This is a genomic window from Candidatus Pelagibacter sp. HIMB1483 (assembly GCF_052048135.1).
Lineage (GTDB): Bacteria > Pseudomonadota > Alphaproteobacteria > Pelagibacterales > Pelagibacteraceae > Pelagibacter.
Map to the genome: position 1 here is coordinate 656,888 of NZ_JBNAIM010000002.1, position 18,858 is coordinate 675,745.

At 26.9% G+C, this 18,858-nt stretch carries 18 protein-coding genes and 3 tRNA genes; 16 read left to right on the forward strand and 5 right to left on the reverse strand.

Annotation, left to right across the window (positions count from 1 at the left end):
- The first annotated feature begins 4 nt into the window (after positions 1-4).
- The 6 genes from ACTTAV_RS04125 to ACTTAV_RS04150 are packed head-to-tail and all read left to right on the forward strand — an operon-like array spanning position 5 to position 5,369.
- The gene (locus ACTTAV_RS04125; protein WP_440670412.1) at positions 5-1,621 is read left to right on the forward strand and encodes a CTP synthase; all 1,617 of its coding nucleotides are present in this window, start codon (positions 5-7) and stop codon (positions 1,619-1,621) included.
- Positions 1,618-2,442, forward strand: a complete 825-nt coding sequence (gene kdsA, locus ACTTAV_RS04130; protein WP_440670413.1) for a 3-deoxy-8-phosphooctulonate synthase — start codon at positions 1,618-1,620, stop codon at positions 2,440-2,442. Before ACTTAV_RS04125 ends, kdsA begins: the two co-directional genes overlap by 4 nt.
- Entirely contained in the window at positions 2,443-3,699 is a 1,257-nt protein-coding gene (gene eno / locus ACTTAV_RS04135) for a phosphopyruvate hydratase (RefSeq protein WP_440670415.1), read from the forward strand.
- Complete coding sequence (locus ACTTAV_RS04140; protein ID WP_440670416.1) at positions 3,699-4,001, forward strand: FtsB family cell division protein; 303 nt, start codon at positions 3,699-3,701, stop codon at positions 3,999-4,001. Before eno ends, ACTTAV_RS04140 begins: the two co-directional genes overlap by 1 nt.
- Positions 3,991-4,911, forward strand: coding sequence for a lipoyl synthase (lipA, locus tag ACTTAV_RS04145; RefSeq protein ID WP_440670418.1), 921 nt, complete (start codon positions 3,991-3,993; stop codon positions 4,909-4,911). Before ACTTAV_RS04140 ends, lipA begins: the two co-directional genes overlap by 11 nt.
- Positions 4,911-5,369 (forward strand): type II toxin-antitoxin system RatA family toxin, encoded by a 459-nt coding sequence (locus ACTTAV_RS04150; protein ID WP_440670419.1) that lies wholly within the window; start codon positions 4,911-4,913, stop codon positions 5,367-5,369. Before lipA ends, ACTTAV_RS04150 begins: the two co-directional genes overlap by 1 nt.
- On the opposite strand, the gene ACTTAV_RS04155 is transcribed toward ACTTAV_RS04150, so the two are convergent.
- The 3 genes from ACTTAV_RS04155 to ispF are packed head-to-tail and all read right to left on the reverse strand — an operon-like array spanning position 5,346 to position 7,409.
- On the reverse strand, positions 5,346-5,807 hold the full coding sequence (locus ACTTAV_RS04155) for a CinA family protein (protein WP_440670420.1): 462 nt from the start codon (positions 5,805-5,807) through the stop codon (positions 5,346-5,348). The genes ACTTAV_RS04150 and ACTTAV_RS04155 overlap by 24 nt on opposite strands.
- A complete protein-coding gene (locus ACTTAV_RS04160) occupies positions 5,807-6,310 on the reverse strand; it encodes a phosphatidylglycerophosphatase A family protein (RefSeq protein WP_440670421.1) in 504 nt (167 codons plus the stop codon). Before ACTTAV_RS04160 ends, ACTTAV_RS04155 begins: the two co-directional genes overlap by 1 nt.
- Positions 6,303-7,409, reverse strand: a complete 1,107-nt coding sequence (gene ispF / locus ACTTAV_RS04165) for a 2-C-methyl-D-erythritol 2,4-cyclodiphosphate synthase (protein WP_440670422.1) — start codon at positions 7,407-7,409, stop codon at positions 6,303-6,305. The genes ACTTAV_RS04160 and ispF overlap by 8 nt, the downstream gene beginning before the upstream one ends.
- Before the next feature lie 26 nt (positions 7,410-7,435).
- Here ispF and ACTTAV_RS04170 point away from each other — a divergent pair, with 26 nt between their 5' ends.
- The 10 genes from ACTTAV_RS04170 to ACTTAV_RS04215 all read left to right on the forward strand — a co-directional run bounded on the left by ACTTAV_RS04170 (position 7,436) and on the right by ACTTAV_RS04215 (position 18,643).
- Complete coding sequence (locus ACTTAV_RS04170) at positions 7,436-9,235, forward strand: ATP-binding protein (RefSeq protein ID WP_440670423.1); 1,800 nt, start codon at positions 7,436-7,438, stop codon at positions 9,233-9,235.
- Positions 9,210-10,565, forward strand: coding sequence for a sigma-54-dependent transcriptional regulator (locus tag ACTTAV_RS04175; protein ID WP_440670425.1), 1,356 nt, complete (start codon positions 9,210-9,212; stop codon positions 10,563-10,565). The genes ACTTAV_RS04170 and ACTTAV_RS04175 overlap by 26 nt, the downstream gene beginning before the upstream one ends.
- A 1-nt stretch (position 10,566) precedes the next feature.
- Positions 10,567-11,958: a Trk system potassium transporter TrkA gene (trkA, locus tag ACTTAV_RS04180; RefSeq protein WP_440670426.1), complete on the forward strand. Its 1,392-nt coding sequence runs from the start codon at positions 10,567-10,569 to the stop codon at positions 11,956-11,958.
- 124 nt (positions 11,959-12,082) lie between these two features.
- Positions 12,083-13,369, forward strand: coding sequence for a potassium transporter TrkG (locus ACTTAV_RS04185; protein ID WP_440670427.1), 1,287 nt, complete (start codon positions 12,083-12,085; stop codon positions 13,367-13,369).
- A gap of 32 nt (positions 13,370-13,401) precedes the next feature.
- Positions 13,402-13,478 (forward strand) — tRNA-Arg (locus tag ACTTAV_RS04190).
- A gap of 179 nt (positions 13,479-13,657) precedes the next feature.
- Positions 13,658-14,698, forward strand: a complete 1,041-nt coding sequence (locus ACTTAV_RS04195; RefSeq protein WP_440670429.1) for an amino acid ABC transporter substrate-binding protein — start codon at positions 13,658-13,660, stop codon at positions 14,696-14,698.
- A 74-nt stretch (positions 14,699-14,772) separates the two neighbouring features.
- Entirely contained in the window at positions 14,773-15,924 is a 1,152-nt protein-coding gene (locus ACTTAV_RS04200) for an amino acid ABC transporter permease (RefSeq protein WP_440670430.1), read from the forward strand.
- Entirely contained in the window at positions 15,924-17,366 is a 1,443-nt protein-coding gene (locus ACTTAV_RS04205; protein WP_440670432.1) for an amino acid ABC transporter permease, read from the forward strand. The genes ACTTAV_RS04200 and ACTTAV_RS04205 overlap by 1 nt, the downstream gene beginning before the upstream one ends.
- Before the next feature lie 6 nt (positions 17,367-17,372).
- The gene (locus ACTTAV_RS04210) at positions 17,373-18,107 is read left to right on the forward strand and encodes an amino acid ABC transporter ATP-binding protein (protein WP_440670433.1); all 735 of its coding nucleotides are present in this window, start codon (positions 17,373-17,375) and stop codon (positions 18,105-18,107) included.
- A gap of 164 nt (positions 18,108-18,271) precedes the next feature.
- On the forward strand, positions 18,272-18,643 hold the full coding sequence (locus ACTTAV_RS04215) for a helix-turn-helix domain-containing protein (protein WP_440670434.1): 372 nt from the start codon (positions 18,272-18,274) through the stop codon (positions 18,641-18,643).
- Positions 18,644-18,647: 4 nt separating this feature from the next.
- Here ACTTAV_RS04215 and ACTTAV_RS04220 read toward each other — a convergent pair.
- Positions 18,648-18,723: transfer RNA gene (locus ACTTAV_RS04220), tRNA-Asn, on the reverse strand.
- Between the two features lie 50 nt (positions 18,724-18,773).
- Positions 18,774-18,847, reverse strand: a tRNA-Cys gene (locus ACTTAV_RS04225).
- Positions 18,848-18,858: the final 11 nt, after the last annotated feature.

Consider the following 18,858-nt stretch of genomic DNA (forward strand, 5'->3'; position numbering starts at 1 on the left):
TTCCATGGCGCGATTTATTTTTGTCACGGGCGGCGTGGTTTCATCATTAGGAAAAGGTCTCTCTTCAGCATCCCTAGCTTATTTACTTCAATCAAGAGGTTATAAGGTAAGATTAAGAAAATTAGACCCATATTTAAATGTTGATCCAGGGACAATGAGTCCATTTCAACATGGTGAAGTTTTCGTAACTGATGATGGCGCAGAAACAGATTTAGATCTAGGACATTATGAAAGATTTTCAGGAGTAACAGCAAAAAAAACTGACAATATTACAACAGGAAAAATTTATAGTGATGTTCTTCAAAAAGAAAGAAAAGGTGAATATTTAGGTAAAACAGTTCAAGTCATTCCTCATATCACTGATAGAATTAAAGAATTTATTAAACATGATACATCTAAAGAAGATTTTGTAATTTGTGAAATCGGAGGTATCGTAGGTGATATTGAAAGTCTTCCATATGTTGAAGCTATAAGACAATTTTCAAATGATATTGGAAAAAAGAATGCTTTGTTTATTCATTTAACTTTAGTTCCTTACCTAAAAGCATCTGATGAAATTAAGACTAAACCAACTCAACATTCTGTAAAAGAATTAAGAAGTATTGGGGTTCAACCTGATATCATAATTTGTAGATCAGAAAGACCCATACCTTTAGAACATAGAAAAAAAATATCTTTGTTTTGTAATGTTGATATTAGAAATGTAATTGAAACAGTCGATGTAAAAACAATTTATGAAGCACCTATCAGTTTTGCAAAGCAAAAATTAGATGTTCAGGTTTTAAACTATTTTAAACTTAAGTCTAAAAAATCTAATAATTTATCCCCTTGGAAAAAAATAACTAAAATTACACTAAATACTAAGAAGCAAGTTAATATAGCAATTATTGGTAAATACGTTGAATTGAAAGATGCTTACAAATCATTAGATGAAGCACTGACTCATGGAGGAATTACTAACAATCTCAAGGTAAATTTAGTAAGGATTGATTCAGAAAAATTAAAAGTTTCAGAAATTAAAAGTAAACTTCAAGATGTTTCAGGAATTTTAATACCAGGTGGATTCGGTAAAAGAGGAACAGCAGGAAAAATAGAGGCCATCAAATATGCTAGGATTAATAAAATTCCATTCCTAGGAATTTGTTATGGAATGCAAATGGCAATTATAGAATTTGCTAGAAATCAGCTTAAGATTAAAAATGCAACTTCTTCTGAGTTTGATAAAAAGGGCATTCATATAATTGGTTTAATGCATGAATGGGAGAAAAGTGGAAGAAAAATGAAAGGAACAGATAAAGATCTTGGTGGAACAATGAGACTTGGTTCTTATGATGCGATTTTAAAAGAAAAAACAAAAATTAGAAGTATTTACAAATCCAAATTAATTAAAGAAAGGCACAGACACAGATACGAAGTGGATATTTCGTATAAAGAAAAATTTGAGAAGAAAGGATTAATATTTTCTGGTTTATCACCAGATAATAAGCTTCCAGAGATAATTGAACTTAAGAATCATCCATGGTTTATAGGAGTTCAGTTTCATCCAGAATTTAAATCTAGACCTTTGAGCCCACATCCTTTATTCTCTTCCTTTATCAAAGCAGCAAAAAATTATAGATGAGTGCGATTAAAGTAAATTGTAAAAATATAGAAATTTCAAACAACAATAAGATTTGTATCATTGCTGGCCCTTGCCAATTGGAGACAGAACAGCATGCGATGGATATGGCTGGAAAAATTAAGGAAATTACTTCAAAATTCGGCCTTGGATTTATTTATAAAACTTCATTTGATAAAGCAAACAGAACAAGTTTAAAAGGTAAAAGGGGAGCAGGTTTAGATGCATCACTTCCTGTATTCGACAAAATTAAAAAGGAATTAAATGTACCTATTTTAACAGACATTCATAATGCTGAACAATGTGAAATTGTTTCAAAACATGTTGATGTTTTACAAATTCCAGCTTTTTTATGCAGACAAACAGACTTGTTAATTGCTGCAGCAAAAACAAATAAAATTATTAATGTAAAAAAGGGTCAGTTCTTAGCACCATGGGATATGGTGAATGTTACTAAAAAAATTTCAGACTCTGGAAATGATAAAATATTAGTTACTGAAAGAGGTGCAAGTTTTGGTTATAATACTTTAATCTCTGACATGAGATCTTTACCAATAATGGCCAAGAATGGTTATCCAGTTATTTTTGATGCAACACACTCAGTACAACAACCAGGTGGTCTTGGAGAAAAAAGTGGTGGTCAAAGAGAATTTGTTGAATATTTAGCAAGAGCATCAGTTGCAGTTGGAGTTGCTGGTGTATTTATTGAAACTCATCAAGATCCAGACAATGCTCCATCTGATGGACCGAACATGGTACCATTGAATAAATTAGAGAATCTATTAAAACAATTAAACGATATAGATAATCTTATTAAAAATTAAGTGAGTAAAATTCTTAAAGTTAAAGCACGACAAGTTTTTGACAGTAGAGGAAATCCAACTGTTGAAGCAGAAATCTATGTTAAAAACAAAAGTGCAAAAGCAATATGTCCCTCAGGGGCTTCGACTGGAACTTATGAAGCTTATGAAAAAAGAGATGCTAATAATAAAAGATATTTAGGTAAAAGTGTTTTTTCAGTAATCAATTTAGTCAACACTAAAATTTCAAAAGCTTTAAAAAATAAAAATATACATGATCAAGAAAGAATAGATGAAGTTTTAATCAATTTAGATGGCACAAGACAAAAAACAAAATTAGGTGCTAATGCAATTTTAGCAGTATCAATGGCTGCAAAAAAATTATCTGCTAAAGTTAAAAAAATTCCTCTCTATAAGTCTTTTTATTTAACAAAAAATTTTCAACTTCCTTATCCATTAATGAATATTATAAATGGAGGAGCACATGCCAATAATGGTCTAAGAATTCAAGAATTTATGATCCGACCTGATAAAGCAAAATCTTTTTCTGAGGCAATGAGAATTTGTTATCTAGTAATTAAAAATTTAAGTAAATTGATTAAAGTGAAAGGCTTATCTACATCAGTTGGAGATGAGGGCGGATTTGCACCTATGATTGATAATAATAATCAAGCTTTAGATTTAATTGTTTTAGCAATTAAAAAATCAGGATTTAAAAATGGTAAAGATGTTTCAATTTGTTTAGATGTTGCAGCAAATGAATTATTTAAAAAAGGAAAATATTCAATTCATTCAAAAAAATATATTTCAGTAGATAAATCAATTTCAGAATATAAAAAAATGATTAATAAATATAAGATTAAATCTATTGAAGATCCATTTGCTGAAAATGATTGGATGTCATGGAATAAATTAATGAAAGTTATCAATAAAATTCAAATAGTTGGGGATGATCTTTATGTGACTAATTTAGAAAGACTTAAAAAAGGTTTCTTGAATTTATCCTCTAATTCAATTTTAATTAAACTTAATCAAATTGGAACTGTCTCTGAAACATTAGATGTTATCAAATTTGCACAAACTATAGGGTTTAAAACAATAATTTCACATAGATCTGGAGACAGTGAGGATACATTTATTGCTGATTTGGCTGTTGGAACTAATTCAAATCAAATCAAAACTGGTTCTTTAGCAAGATCGGAAAGAGTGGCTAAATATAATCAATTATTACGTATAGAAGAACAGCTTGGAAAAAAAGCTAGAATGAATAAGATTCATTAATGTTACAAAGATTAAAAAAAAATTATTTCTTGTTGGTTTCAACCTTTTTAATTTTCTATTTTTTCTTTAACCTTTTATCAGGACAAAGAGGACTTTTTTCTTATTTTGAAAAAAAACAAATTTTGAATAGTCTTAAACAACAAGAATCTTTGCTGATAAGTCAAATTGAGGACTTGGATTTTAAAAATTCATTATTAAGTGATAATCTTGATCTTGATTATATTGAAACCTTAATTAGAGAAAGATTTATATTTGGAAAAAAAGAAGAAAAAATTTATATAATAAATACGAATGAAAATTAGACATCCAGAAAAACAAAATAAACCAATTAATCCAATTAAGAAAAAACCTGAATGGATTAGGTCTAAGCTTACCAATAGTAAAGAATTTTTTTTAACAAAGACAATTGTTAATAATAATAATCTTGTAACAGTCTGTCAGGAAGCAAATTGTCCAAATATTACTGAATGTTGGAGTAAAAGACATGCAACATTTATGATAATGGGAGATACATGTACAAGAGCTTGCGCTTTTTGTGACGTAAAAACTGGCAAACCTGGTAAACTAGATGTACTTGAACCAATTAAAATTGCAGAAGCAGTCAAAAAATTAAATTTAAAACATGTAGTAATCACTTCAGTAGATAGAGATGATTTAGATGATGGAGGTTCTAATCATTTTTATGAAGTAATTAATCAAACAAGAAAAACAAATCCAAATACAACTATTGAGGTTTTAACACCAGATTTTTTAAGAAAAGGTGACTCATATAAAAAAGTTTTAGAAGCTAATCCTGATGTTTTTAATCATAATATTGAAACTGTGCCAAGCCTTTATTTAAAAGTAAGACCTGGTTCGAGATATTTTTCTTCTCTTGAATTGTTAAAAAATGCAAAAAAAAATAATAAAAATGTTTTCACTAAATCAGGAATAATGGTTGGTTTAGGTGAAACAAGAGATGAAATTTTACAAGTAATGGATGATTTAAAATCTGCTGATGTAGACTTTTTAACTATAGGTCAGTATCTACAGCCATCTGTAAGACATTATCCATTAGACAGATATTATACTCCACAAGAGTTTGATGAATTAGGAAATATTGCAAAAGCAAAAGGATTTTTATTAGTTTCATCATCGCCATTGACAAGATCCTCTTATCATGCAGATGAAGATTTTGCTAAGCTTCAACAAAATAGAATTAATAACCATTAATGCCAAAAGCTTCAGTTAAGCGATTAATTGAATGTAAAAAAAAAGATTTAATTGATTTAGTTTTAGATATTGAAAAATATCCTGAATTTGTTCCATTTTGTTTCGATGCAAAAATTTATGAAAATCAAAAAGAAGGTGATTTAATAAAGATAATAGCAGATTTAACCATTGGCAAAGGACCTTTTAAAGATACTTATAAAAGTGATGTGGTTTTCAATAAAAAGGAAGATTCAATATTTGTAAAGAATATAGATGGGCCCTTAAATCATCTATCAAATAATTGGACATTTACTGATAAAAAAAATGGTATTACAGAAGTGACTTTTGATATTGATTTCGAAATTAAGAATAAATTTCTCAATTCTTTAATGGTGGTATCATTTCAATTTGGTTTAGAGAAAATAGCTGATTCATTTCAGAAGAGAGCTGAAGAGTTATTTGGCAGCTCTAAGAACTAAATCTAAAGCTTTTTTAACAGTAGCTTTTTGAATTAAAGATCTTTTTTTACTTTTAAATAAGTACTTATTTATTAATGTTTTTTTACCTCTTTTAATTCCAATATAAACTAAACCTACAGGCTTTTGTTTGGCACCACCTTTAGGTCCTGCAATACCAGTTATTGAAACGTTAATATTAGCTTTTGACATTTTAGATAAATTATTGACCATTGCATAACAACATTCATGGCTTACAGCTCCATGTTTTCTAATAATATTTTTATTAACTTTTAAAACTTTAATTTTTGCTTGGTTAGAGTAGGTAACAAGACCTAAGTTGAATACTTTTGATGCACCACTTATTGAGGTAATTGAACTTGCAAGTAATCCACCAGTACATGACTCAGCAAATGAAATTTTAAGTTTTTTTTTGGTTAACAGTCTTATTAAAGATTTCATTAAATAAAATAACTACTTAAAAACATAAAACAAATTAAAAATAAAACAACATAAAATCCTGCACACACATCATCCATGATTACACCAAAACTGTTTTTGAAGTTTTTATCAAAAAAACTTACAGGAAATGGTTTTGCTATATCAAAAAATCTAAACAATACGAAACAAACACCATAAAAAATTATAGCTTCATCAGAAGATTTTGATGTTCCATGTGAAATTTCATAAAGATAAATTGGTATAGATTGGCCAATAAGTTCATCAATAATTATCTCTTTTGGATCTTTATTTTCATTATTTTTGATATGAGTTGCAATCGCTGAAAAAGAAAAAACAAAAATTATTATTAATCCTAATAAAATTATATTTGATGACAAATTTAATATATGAAAAAGAATATAAAGTAGAATAACAGTAGCCAATGATCCAAAAGTACCAGGAATTTTTGGAATTTTTCCAAGACCAAACATTGTCACAAATAATGTATTTAAAGATTTAATCATGTTTTGTAATAGAAATTATTACTTCACAAGCAATTGCTTTTTCTTTTCCAATTAAACCTAATTTTTCTACTGTTTTACCCTTTAGATTAATTTTTTCTTTATTTAAAGTTGTTAGCTTAGATATCGAATTGATAATTTTTTTTCGGTATTTTGAAACTTTAGGTTGTTCACAAATTAAATTTATATCAAGGTTATTTATTGAAAAATTAGAATTATAAAGATTATCTATAATTGGTTTTAACATTTTTGGAGATCTTATATTTTTAAATTTCTTTGTATTTGGAAAATAAGTGCCAATATCTTTTTTTCTTGTAGCACCTAAAATTGCATCAATTATTGCGTGTAAAATTACATCTCCATCTGAATGTCCTTTAAGGCCAGAATGAAAAGGAATTTTTATTCCACCTAAGTAAAGTTTTTTATTTTTCTTTAGTTTATGAATATCAAAGCCTATGCCGTAGTAGGTTTTGAAAGTTTCGATGTCATTGAAGTATGTAATTTTATTGTTTTTGTTTTCTCCTTTAATGAATTTCACTTTATAATTATTATTTATAAAAAGTGTTGCTTCATCACTTACTTTATTTTTTTCTTTTATTGATAAATTATATAATTCCTTAAATCTAAAAGCTTGAGGTGTTTGCGTTAATAAGGAATTATTTCTATCAAGATTAAATATTTGATTTTTGATTTTATATTTGATGGAATCTTTTGAAATAAGAACTGGAACTACAGCTTTATTTTTTTTTAAATTTTGAACCATATTTTGGAGCAGTTTTATTGAAAAATTTGGTCTTGCAGCATCATGTATAAACACATTATTTGGTTTATATTTTTTGAGATATTTTAAAGCAATAAGAGAAGAATCTGATCTTTCTTTTCCACCTTTGATAATATTTATCATTTTAGGATAATTTTTTTTTTTAAAATGTTTTAAATTGTTTGTGACAATTAATATCTTCTTAAAAAGCTTAGAATTTAGTGATTTCTCTATTGAATGATCAATAATTTCTTTATTTTTATAATTATAGAATTGTTTAAGTATATTTTTATGAAATCTCTTACTTTTTCCAGCAGCTAATATTACAAAATAGTTGTTCATTTATTTAAATACTATAATTCTAAATCATGTTAGAATTTTTCAAAAAAAATATATTCATTATTATTTTATCTAGTATCACACTATTTATAGGATTTTTAACATTTTTAACATTCATTGACCGTAGTTTCATTGAATTAAATCAAAATAATTTACAATATTTATTAATTTTAAATATTTTTTTACTAATTTTACTATTTATATTTATTTTTTTTGAAATAAAAAATTCAATTAAAAACGATATTGATAAAGATGGCTTAACTTCAAATAAGAAATATATTACTTATTTTTCTTTATTTACTCTAATTCCATCAATTTTAATTTCAATATTTTCATTATTTTTATTTTCATTTGCTCTTGAAAAATATTTTGACAAAAAAGTAACAACTGTTGTTAATAATTCTTATGAGCTTGCAAAAAATTATGTACAGGAAGTAAGAAATAAAATTGAGGCTGATATAATTTTAATTGCTTTTGATACAAATAAGAGTGCTAATTTTCTAAATGAAAATGCCAAAGAATATTTAAGATTTTTAAATACACAAAAACTTATTAGAAATGTTGATGAAATACATATAATTGATAAAAATAAAAAACTTTTATATTCAACCGAAAGTAAAGAAAAATATATTCCTCCAGTTGATAAAGCTCTAAATTTAGTTCTTGATGATGATAGGCCTTTGAAAATAATTAATACTCAGGCTAATATTTCTGCGGCTATTATGAGACTTCAGTCGTTTGAAGATCGTTTTTTATATGTTGTAAAATTTTTAGATGAAAATATTTCTAACTATTTAAAAGAATCACAAGAGGCTATCAATTTTTATTATACAGTAGAAGAGAGAAGTACTGGTATTAAAATTTCATTTATTTTGATTTATATAATTATAGTTTCCTTATTATTATTTATATCAATTACTATAGCAATAAGATTTTCATCAAGATTTTTTAGATCAATCAATAATTTGATTCTTGCATCTACAGAAATAGGACATGGTAATTTAAATACAAAAGTTCCAGAAATAAAAACTGATAAGGATATGGAAATTTTGAATAAAAATTTTAATTCAATGATAAGTAGATTAAAAAATCAACAAGAAAAATTAATAATAAATGAAAGATATGAAGCATGGGGTAGTTTAGCTAGAAAACTTGCTCATGAAATAAAAAATCCTCTCACACCAATACAATTAACAATAGATCGAATAAGAGATAAATATTCAGAACAAATTATAAATGAAGACCAAGAATCTTTTAAAGAAAATTTAAAGATAATAAATGCACAAATTAAACAAATTGAAAATTTAGTTAATCAATTTTCTGATTTTGCCAGAATGCCTAAGCCGATATTTAAAAAGAATGATTTAATTAAAATTTTAAATGACAACATAAAATTGTTATCAGAAATTTCAAAATCAACAGAAATTAAAATTATTAATGATAATGATAAAGTTTTGTTCGAATGTGATAAAGAACAAATTGCTAGAGTTTTCTTTAATTTAATTAAAAATTCTATTGAAAGTATTGAGCAAAAAGCTGAAAAAAACACTAATTTCAATAAAAAAATATCAATTGAAATTTTATTAAATAATGATCATATTAAAATTATACTAGTAGATAATGGTATAGGTTTTAATCAAAAAAGTAATATTAATGAAATTTTAAATCCTTATTATACTACTAAAAAAAATGGAACTGGATTAGGTTTATCAATAGTAAATAAAATAATAAACGATCATAAAGGTGAAATTGAATTTATCCCTATAAATGATGGAGCTAGGATAGAAATTAAATTTAGATTAGATGTCAGTAGAAATACTCATAGTTGATGATAACGCAGATATAAGAAATATTCTAAATGAATTGATCTTGGATGCTGGTTATAAAACAAGATTAGCTGCTAATTACAATCAAGCTTTAACTGAAATAGATAAAAAAATGCCTGATGTTGCTATTTTAGATGTGAAGTTAGACAAGGGAGATAATGACGGTATTGAATTATTGTCTCATATAAAATCAAAAAATAAAGATGTACCTGTAATTATTATTACAGGACATGCCAATATTGAAATGGCTGTTAATTCATTAAAACATGGAGCTTTTGAGTTTGTTGAAAAACCATTCGATCAAACAAGATTATTAAACTTTATTAGTAGAGCTGTTGAAAATGTTGAATTAAAAAACCAAAATAAAATATATGAAAGTAAATTGTTTTCATCTTATGATTTGATAGGAAATAGTAAAAATATTTTGAATATAAAAGATCAAATTGATAAAATTTCTTTAACTGAAAGTAGGGTTCTTATAAATGGACCTTCTGGATCAGGAAAAGAATTAATAGCAAGAAAAATTCATAAAAATTCAAAAAGAAACAAAAAACCATTTATTATTTTGAATGGAGCCTTATTAGACTCAGAAAAATATGAGTTAGAGTTATTTGGTGAAGAAAAAGGAAATGGTTCTATTTCATACGGGGCATTAGAAAAAGCAAATAAAGGAACTTTATTAATTGATCAAGTTTCTGAAATTCCATTATCAATACAATCTAAGATTTTAAGAGTACTTATTGATCAAAAATTTAAAAGATTAAATGGCAATAATGACATAAATGTTGATGTAAGATTGATTTGTTCATCTAGTAAGGATCTAAAAGAAGAAATTAAGATTGGAAATTTTAGAGAAGATCTTTATCATCGATTAAATGTATTTGAAATTAACATAAAATCACTGAATGAAAGAATTTCTGATATTCCTTTGTTAATAAAATATTTTTCTAAAAAAATTTCAGAAAATTATAACATTAAGCCACTTACAATAGATGATAATGATTCATACATTTTGAACCATACTTGGAAAGGTAATGTCAGGGAGTTAAGAAATTTAATTGAAAGAATTGCAATTTTACAACCTGATACAAAAGAAAAAGTTTCAAACATTGTCAAGGAATCATTGAAAAGTGATAATTTTGAGGAAAAATTAACTGAAAATAACCTTTCTATACCGTTAAAAGAGGCTAGAGAAAATTTTGAAAAAGAGTATTTAACAATGCAATTGAAAAAATTTAATGGAAACATATCAAAAACTGCAAACTTTGTTGGTATGGAGAGAAGTGCTCTTCATAGAAAGCTAAAAGGCTTAGGAATTAAAGAATTTAATTGAAATGAATATTATAATCTGTGGCGCTGGAAGAGTAGGTTTTACTATAGCTAAATTATTGAGTGAACAGGGTCACTCTATTACTGTAATTGATCAATCTAGTGAGGATATTCAAAAAATAAATGATAGTTTGGATGTTAAAGCAATAGTAGGAAAAGCTACATATCCTTCAATACTTGAAAAAGCTAATGCAGTTGAAACCGACATGATCATTGCTGTTACAAGAAATGACGAAATTAATATGCTAATTTGTCAAATTGCTTTTTCAATATTCAATATACCAAAAAAAATAGCAAGAATTAGATCCCAAGATTATTTAAATCCAAAATTTACTAGAGTTTACAATAAAGAAAATCTACCTATTGATGTAATAATTTCACCTGAACTAGAAATATCAAAATCTATACAACGAAAATTAGAAGCTCCTGGAGCTTTAGATAGTGTTCCATTTGTAAATAATAAAATCAGATTATTAGAAATACTTATAAAAAAAGATTGTAAATCAATAAATATCAAATTTAACGAATTATCAAAAAAATATCCAAAACTTGAAGCAAATATTATTGGAATAAATAGAGAAGGTAAATTTTTTATTCCAAAAAAAACAGAGTCAGTAAAAAGTAATGATAAAATATATGTAATAATTAATTCATCTCAAATGGCAGAAACACTAGAAGCTTTTGGTCATGAAGAAAAAATATCAAAAAAAATTCTTATTATTGGTGGTGGCAATATTGGATTCAATTTAGCAAAAAATATTGAAGAAACTTTAGAAACAGTAAGAGTAAAAATTGTGGAAAAAAATAAAGATAGAGCTGAATACTTGGCAAGCCAACTTAATGATACCATTGTAATTAATGGTGATGGACTTGACGAAGAAGTTTTAGCAGAAGCAAATTTAGGTGAAGCTGAAACAGTTTTAGCGCTTACTAATGATGATGAAGATAATTTGATGGTAAGTGTCTTAGTTGAAAAGTTTGCTAAAGATCAAAAAGATATTGACGATAAAAGAACTATGGCTTTAATAAATAAACCAAATTATTCACTTCTTCAATCTTCTCTTAAGATAGATGATTTAATTGATCCTAGAATGACAACAGTATCAAGTATATTAAAACATATTCACAAAGGAACAATTGAAAATGCATACACTATTTCTGATGGCGAATATGAAGTTATTGAGGCTGAAATAATTGAAACTTCAGAACTAATTAATAAAGAAATTAAAAATTCAAATTTGCCTGAGGAATTAAGAATTGGTGCTGTTTTAAGAGATAAAAAAGTTGTTATACCAAGGTCAGATTTTATTTTTAAAAAAGATGATAAAGTTGTATTTATAGTAAAAAAAGACTCTATATCATTTGTTGAAAATATTTTTAGATTAAGTTCAGTTTAATTAAATGCTCCAACTACAAATTAGATATTTAAGTTTTTTTTTCGGCCTGATTTCTATTTTATCTTTTTTTAATTTGATTTACTCATATTATCTTAATTTATATCTAAATATTGATACTTACTATTTGAGTTTAATAATATCATTTATATTAGGAATTCTATTTTACAAAATTAAAACCACTAAAGATAAATTGTCGATTTATCAGAAAATTTTAACTGTTTTTTTTGGTTATATTTTTATACCAGTTATTTTATCCATTCCATTTTATTTTAGTATTTATGATTTAACTTTTTTGAATTCTTATTTTGAAGCAATTTCTGGCTTCACATCAACAGGTTTTACTATATTTGATAATATAAAACATATAGATCAAAGCTTAATCTTATGGAGATCAACAACTCAGTGGATAGGTGGGCTTTATTTTTTATTTTCAATAATTTATTTGATAGATATATATGATGAAAGTTTTAAAAAAACTTTAACAAATTATATTTCATTCAACAGTTCAGAAATATTAAAACAAGCTACAAAAATTTTTCTACTTTATTCTAGTATAACTTTATTGATTTTTATTGTTCTGAATATATTTTCAATAAGATCTTTTGACTCTCTTAACTTAGCTTTTTCACTAATCTCTTCCGGTGGTTTTTTGCCTGTAAATGAACTTTCGAATATAATAAAAGATAATACACAAGTTATAGTTTTATCATTATTAATGTTAGTATCATTTTTTAGTATTTTTTTTAGTTACAATATAATTTTTTCAAAAGATAAGAATATTAATTTTTTTTATGAAGATTTACATCTCATAACTTATCTACTTATTGTTTTAACAATTTTTTTTCTTTTTTTTAGTTTTAATAAAGATTTTTTAAATAATTTAATAGGAATTACTAGCAGTATGTCTAATATTGGATTTTCACTTGAGTCAAAAGAATCTAATCTAAGTTTTATTTATTTAATATTAGTTATAATAGGAGGATCCTTTTTTTCTACAAGCTCTGGACTAAGGTTTATTAAGATTTATTCTTTATTTAAATATTCTCTAAATCAAATACTTTCATTTAGTAGACCAAAAAATGTATTTATGAATAAATTAATTTTTACAAAAATAAATTTTGATTTTAATGAAATAAGTAAATATTTTCTTACAGTTTTAATTTTTATAATATCTTTGTTTATATTAACAATATTGTTAAGTATAAGTGGAATTAGTTTTGAAAATTCATTTAAATTATCAATTCTAACATTAATGAATACTGTAAATTCAGCTTCATATGGGTTACAAGATTTTGACTTTAATAATCTTTACTTTTTGACTAAATATTGTCTAATTTTCTTTATGATTGTTGGGAGAATTGAACTGTTAACAATTTTACTTCTAATGAAAAAATTCCTTTTTAAAAATTAATTTATTATTATATATATATTTATCAAAATATTGCGCCCTTAGCTCAGCTGGATAGAGCATCGGTTTTCTAAACCGAGGGTCGTAGGTTCGAATCCTTCAGGGCGCGCCATTATTAACGTTTTTCTAGCTTTTTTTTGGGAATAAATTTCTTGACTAGAATTTGAAAAATCACACTATTTTATTAAATTTTTTCTTGAAGAGTTTTTTTTTAAATGATTAAATTATGAATATTCAAAACATAGTTTTGAATTATTTGTTAACAAATAAATAATAACAAAAGGAAGAATAATGTTTAAATACTTAAAACAATTAACTTCTTTAGTTGCTGTAGTAGCTGTGTTGTTTACTTTTACAACAGAGTCTATGGCTGCTAAAAAATCTAAAACACTTAAAAACACTCAAAAGAAAGGTTTTGTAAGATGTGGAGTATCTCAAGGTCTTCCAGGATTTTCTAATGCTGATGCTGCAGGAAATTGGACTGGTGTTGACGTTGATGTATGTAGAGCGGTAGCTGCTGCAGTATTAGGTGATGCGAACAAAGTTAAGTTTACACCACTAAGTGCTAAAGAAAGATTTACAGCTTTAACATCTGGTGAGATTGATATCTTATCAAGAAACACAACTTGGACTCTTTCTAGAGATGCTGATATTGGACTTACTTTCGTTGGAGTAAACTTCTACGATGGTCAAGGTTTTATGGTTAGAAAAAGTTCAGGTATCACTTCAGTAAATCAATTCAAAAATGGTATCTCAGCTTGTACTAACATTGGTACAACAACTGAGTTAAACATGAGAGACTTCTTTAACTCTAGAGGAATTTCTTATGAACCAGTTGCTTTTGAAAAAGCAGATGAAGTTGTTGCTGCTTATGATTCAGGAAGATGTGATACATATACAACTGACAAATCTGGTTTAGCTGCTCAAAGAACTAAAATGAGTAACCCAGATGAACACATTGTATTACCTGAAACTATTTCTAAAGAGCCACTAGGTCCAGTTGTTAGACAAGGTGATTCAGTATGGGAAGATATCGTAAGATGGTCTTTAAATGCTATGATTGAAGCAGAAGAATATGGAATCACTTCAGCAAACGCAGACTCTATGAAAACTTCAGAAAACCCAGCAATCAAAAGATTAGTTGGAGCTGAAGGTGAATTAGGTGCTGCTTTTGGTCTTGATAACGAGTGGAGCTTAAGAATTATCAAGCAAGTTGGTAACTACGGTGAAAGTTATAAGAGAAATATAGCTGACACTGGTATTTTACCAGACAGAGGTCCAAACCAATTATGGACAAAAGGCGGAATACTTTACGTTCCACCTGCAAGATAATTGTAGTTTAAAACAATTTAAAAGGGCTAGATTTTTCTAGCCCTTTTTTTTATAAACTCTTATATTATCGCACTGTGAATTTTAAATTAAAAGATTTAGGCCCCCAATTAATTACAGTTATAGCTGTAGTTCTAATATTTGGTTTTTTTACTTATAACGCGCAAATCAATATGGAGGAAAGAGGTATTGAATTTGGTTATGGTTTCTTATCACAAGAATCATCTTTTGATGTTCAATTTTCTTTAATTGAATATGACGGTTCACATTCATATTTTAGAGCATATTTAGTTGGTTTATTAAATACTATACTAGTTTCTGTAATTGGAATTATTATAGCAACAATACTTGGAGTTATTATTGGTGTAGCAAGATTATCGCCAAATTACTTAATAAATAAATTTGCAGCTTATTATGTAGAATTTTTTAGAAATATACCTTTACTTTTACAAATATTTTTTTGGTATTTTGCAGCATTAAGAGCATTACCACTTCCTCAAGATGCTGAGGCAATTTTTGGTGTATTTTTTTTAACAATTAAAGGTCTTTATGTTCCTGCTTTTATTTGGGAAAATTTTAATATTTTCTTCTATTCAATAGTAGCAGCAATAATTGCAATTATTGTAATCAGAATTCATGCAAAAAAATTACAAGAAACACAAGGTAAACAATTACCCGTTTTTTTAATTTCAATTGGATTAATCTTTATTTTACCTCTTTTGAGTTTTTTAATTGGCGGTGTAAGTTTATCTTTTGAAATTCCTCAGCTAAAACAATTAGCAGCCACTTCATTTATTTATGATGGTGGTTTAGGTTTGCCACCCGAATTAATAGCATTAACTTTATCTTTATCGTTATATACAGCTACTTTTATTGCTGAATGTGTTAGAGCTGGAATTCAAGGAGTTGGCAAAGGTCAGAAAGAAGCTGCTGCATCTATTGGATTAAATCCTAATCAAGTTCTTAAACTTGTAATTATGCCACAAGCTTTGAGGATTATAATACCACCAACAACTAATCAGTATTTGAATTTAACAAAAAATTCATCTTTGGCTGCTGCTATTGCTTATCCTGATTTAGTTTTAGTTTTTGCAGGCACAGCTTTAATGCAAACTGGTAAAGCAATTGAGATTGTGTCTATAACTATGTTTACCTATTTAAGCTTAAGCATATCAATTTCAATTTTAATGAATTGGTACAATAAAAGAATAGCTATACAGGAAAAATAATGACTAATATTAGTTTTTTAAAACCTGATAAATCAAATTTAAACACATTTTTGTATTTAGGTTCTTTTTTGTTTTTTGTTAGTATTTTAGATGTTTTCTTAAATTCATTCTTTAAAGTAAATTTAACTGGTTTTTTACCAAATTTATTAAGTTTTTTACTACCTTTAATTCTTGGTTTTATAGGCCTTTACTTTGTTAGAATTGAATATAGCGGAATAAAACATTTAGATCTTATTAATAAGCATATTAATACTAATAACTTCAATGCTATTCTTTCTTTATTAATAATTTTTGTAGTAATTAAATCTATACCACCAATATTAAGCTGGTTTGTGATTGATGCTAGTTTTGCAGGTGATAGCAAAGATGTATGTTCAGGATCTGGTGCTTGCTGGACTTATATTAAAGTTTGGATGAGAAGATTTATGTATGGAATGTATCCAAATGCAGAACAATGGAGAATTAATCTTTCATTTATAGCTTTGGCACTACTTGGTTCTGTTGGATATTTTGCTACAGATAAATTTAAGAAATATCTAACACTTTATTACGTCGTAGTTTATCCTTTGATTGCATTTTTATTCATTTTTTTCTTTATTTCTGGTGGTCCAGTATTTTTTGATTTTTCTTATGGAATAATAGCTGCAATTTTATCAATTATTGTTGGTTTTTTTATTCCTAGTAAATTTAAATTTTATTATTTCTTAATTGTTCCGTTCGCTCTTTACATCTTACTAAAATATTTTCTCTTCTTTGAAGAATATATTGAATTAGGTAAGCTCGAAGGTTTAAATTGGGTAGAAACTGGCGCTTGGGGAGGTTTATCTCTTACTTTTATAATTTCTTTTTTCTGTCTGATATTCTGTTTTCCAATTGGAATGGCTTTTGCATTAGGTAGAAGATCAAGTTTTCCTTTAATTAGATATATTTCAATTGGTTTTATTGAATTTTGGAGAGGCGTTCCATTAATTACAGTTTTATTTATGTCTGCTGTTATGTTTCCAATGTTTTTACCAGCAGATTTCTTTATAGATAAATTAGTAAGGTGTATAATAGCAATATCATTGTTTGAAGCAGCTTATGTTGCTGAAGTAATCAGAGGTGGACTACAAGCTCTTCCGAGAGGTCAATACGAAGCTGCAAAATCTTTGGGTATGGGTTATTGGAAAATGCATATATTTGTAATTTTACCACAAGCATTAAAACTAGTAATACCAGGAATAGCTAATACATTTCTTGCTTTAGTTAAAGATACTCCATTAATATTTGTTGTTGGTCTTTTAGAAATAGTAGGAATGTTAAATTTAGCTAAAACTAACCCAGAATGGTTAGGTTTTGCAATGGAGGGTTATGTATTTGCAGCAATAATTTTCTGGATTATTTGTTATGCAATGAGTAAATATAGCTATAATTTAGAAATTAAATATAAAACTGATAGATAATATATTATGTCTGATAGCATTATTCAAATAAGCAATATGAATAAATGGTTTGGTGATTTCCAAGTCTTAAAAGGAATTAATTTGGAAGTAAAACCCAAAGAAAAAATTGTTGTCTGTGGACCATCAGGCTCAGGTAAGTCAACTTTAATCAGATGTATTAATAGATTAGAGGAACATCAAGAAGGAAATATAATTGTCGATGGAACAGAATTAACAGAGGATACAAAAAACATTGAACAAATAAGAGCTGAAGTTGGAATGGTATTTCAACAATTTAATTTATTTCCTCATTTATCAATTTTAGACAATTGCACACTTGCACCTATTTGGGTAAAGAAAATGCCAAAAAAAGATGCAGAAGAACTAGCATTAAAACATTTAGAAAGAGTGCAAATTCTTGATCAAGCTCAAAAATATCCAGGCCAGTTATCTGGAGGTCAACAACAAAGAGCAGCTATTGCAAGAGCTTTATGCATGGAGCCAAAAATAATGCTTTTTGATGAACCAACATCAGCCTTAGACCCTGAAATGATTAAAGAAGTGCTTGATGTTATGGTTAATTTAGCAAAACAAGGTATGACAATGATAGTAGTTACACATGAAATGGGTTTTGCCAAAGAAGTAGCTGATCAAATGATATTTATGGACGAAGGAATGATAGTAGAAAAAGCTGATACCAAAGAATTTTTTGCCAATCCTAAGAGTGATAGGACCAAACTTTTCTTAAGTCAGATACTATAGTTGTCCTGAATTTCAAGAAATATATCTATATATTTACTGTAACTATTGCTTGACATATTTTCTATATTGCTTGTTTTTTCTTTAAAAATTAAAAAAAATATAGTTGCAGTAGGTATTAAAAACTAGTTCAATAAGTTTTTTAAAAAAAATTAAGAGGGGTCTTAATGGAAGATAATTTTAATAAGCATTTAGGCAACAAGCTAAAGCTTAGAAGATTGGCTCTAGGTTTAACACAAACTAAAGTCGCAAAAGCAATCAATGTAACGTTTCAGCAAATACAAAAATATGAAAAAGGTACTAATGGAGTAAGCTCGATAAGATTATTACAGCTTTCTAATTATTTAAAAGTGCCAATTAACTATTTTTTTGAAGATTTTTCAGAATATCTTGTGAACTTAGAAAAATCGCAAGAAGGCCATATGAATGTTAACTATAATTTTTTAGTTAAACTATATTCTGAGTTAAATGCTGATCAAAAATTAAAGTTTAATAAATCTTTACAAGTAGCAAGTAATAATATTTCTAAGGTTGGGTAATTTTTGGCTCCTCGGGCAGGACTCGAACCTGCGACCAATTGATTAACAGTCAACTGCTCTACCAACTGAGCTACCGAGGAATATAAAAAGCTCAACTTACTTTTTTTTCATCCTAAAACAAGATTTTTTTTGGAGGCAACGCCCGGAATCGAACCGGGATACAAGGATTTGCAATCCTCTGCGTAACCATTCCGCCACGTTGCCTTGTTTTAGAT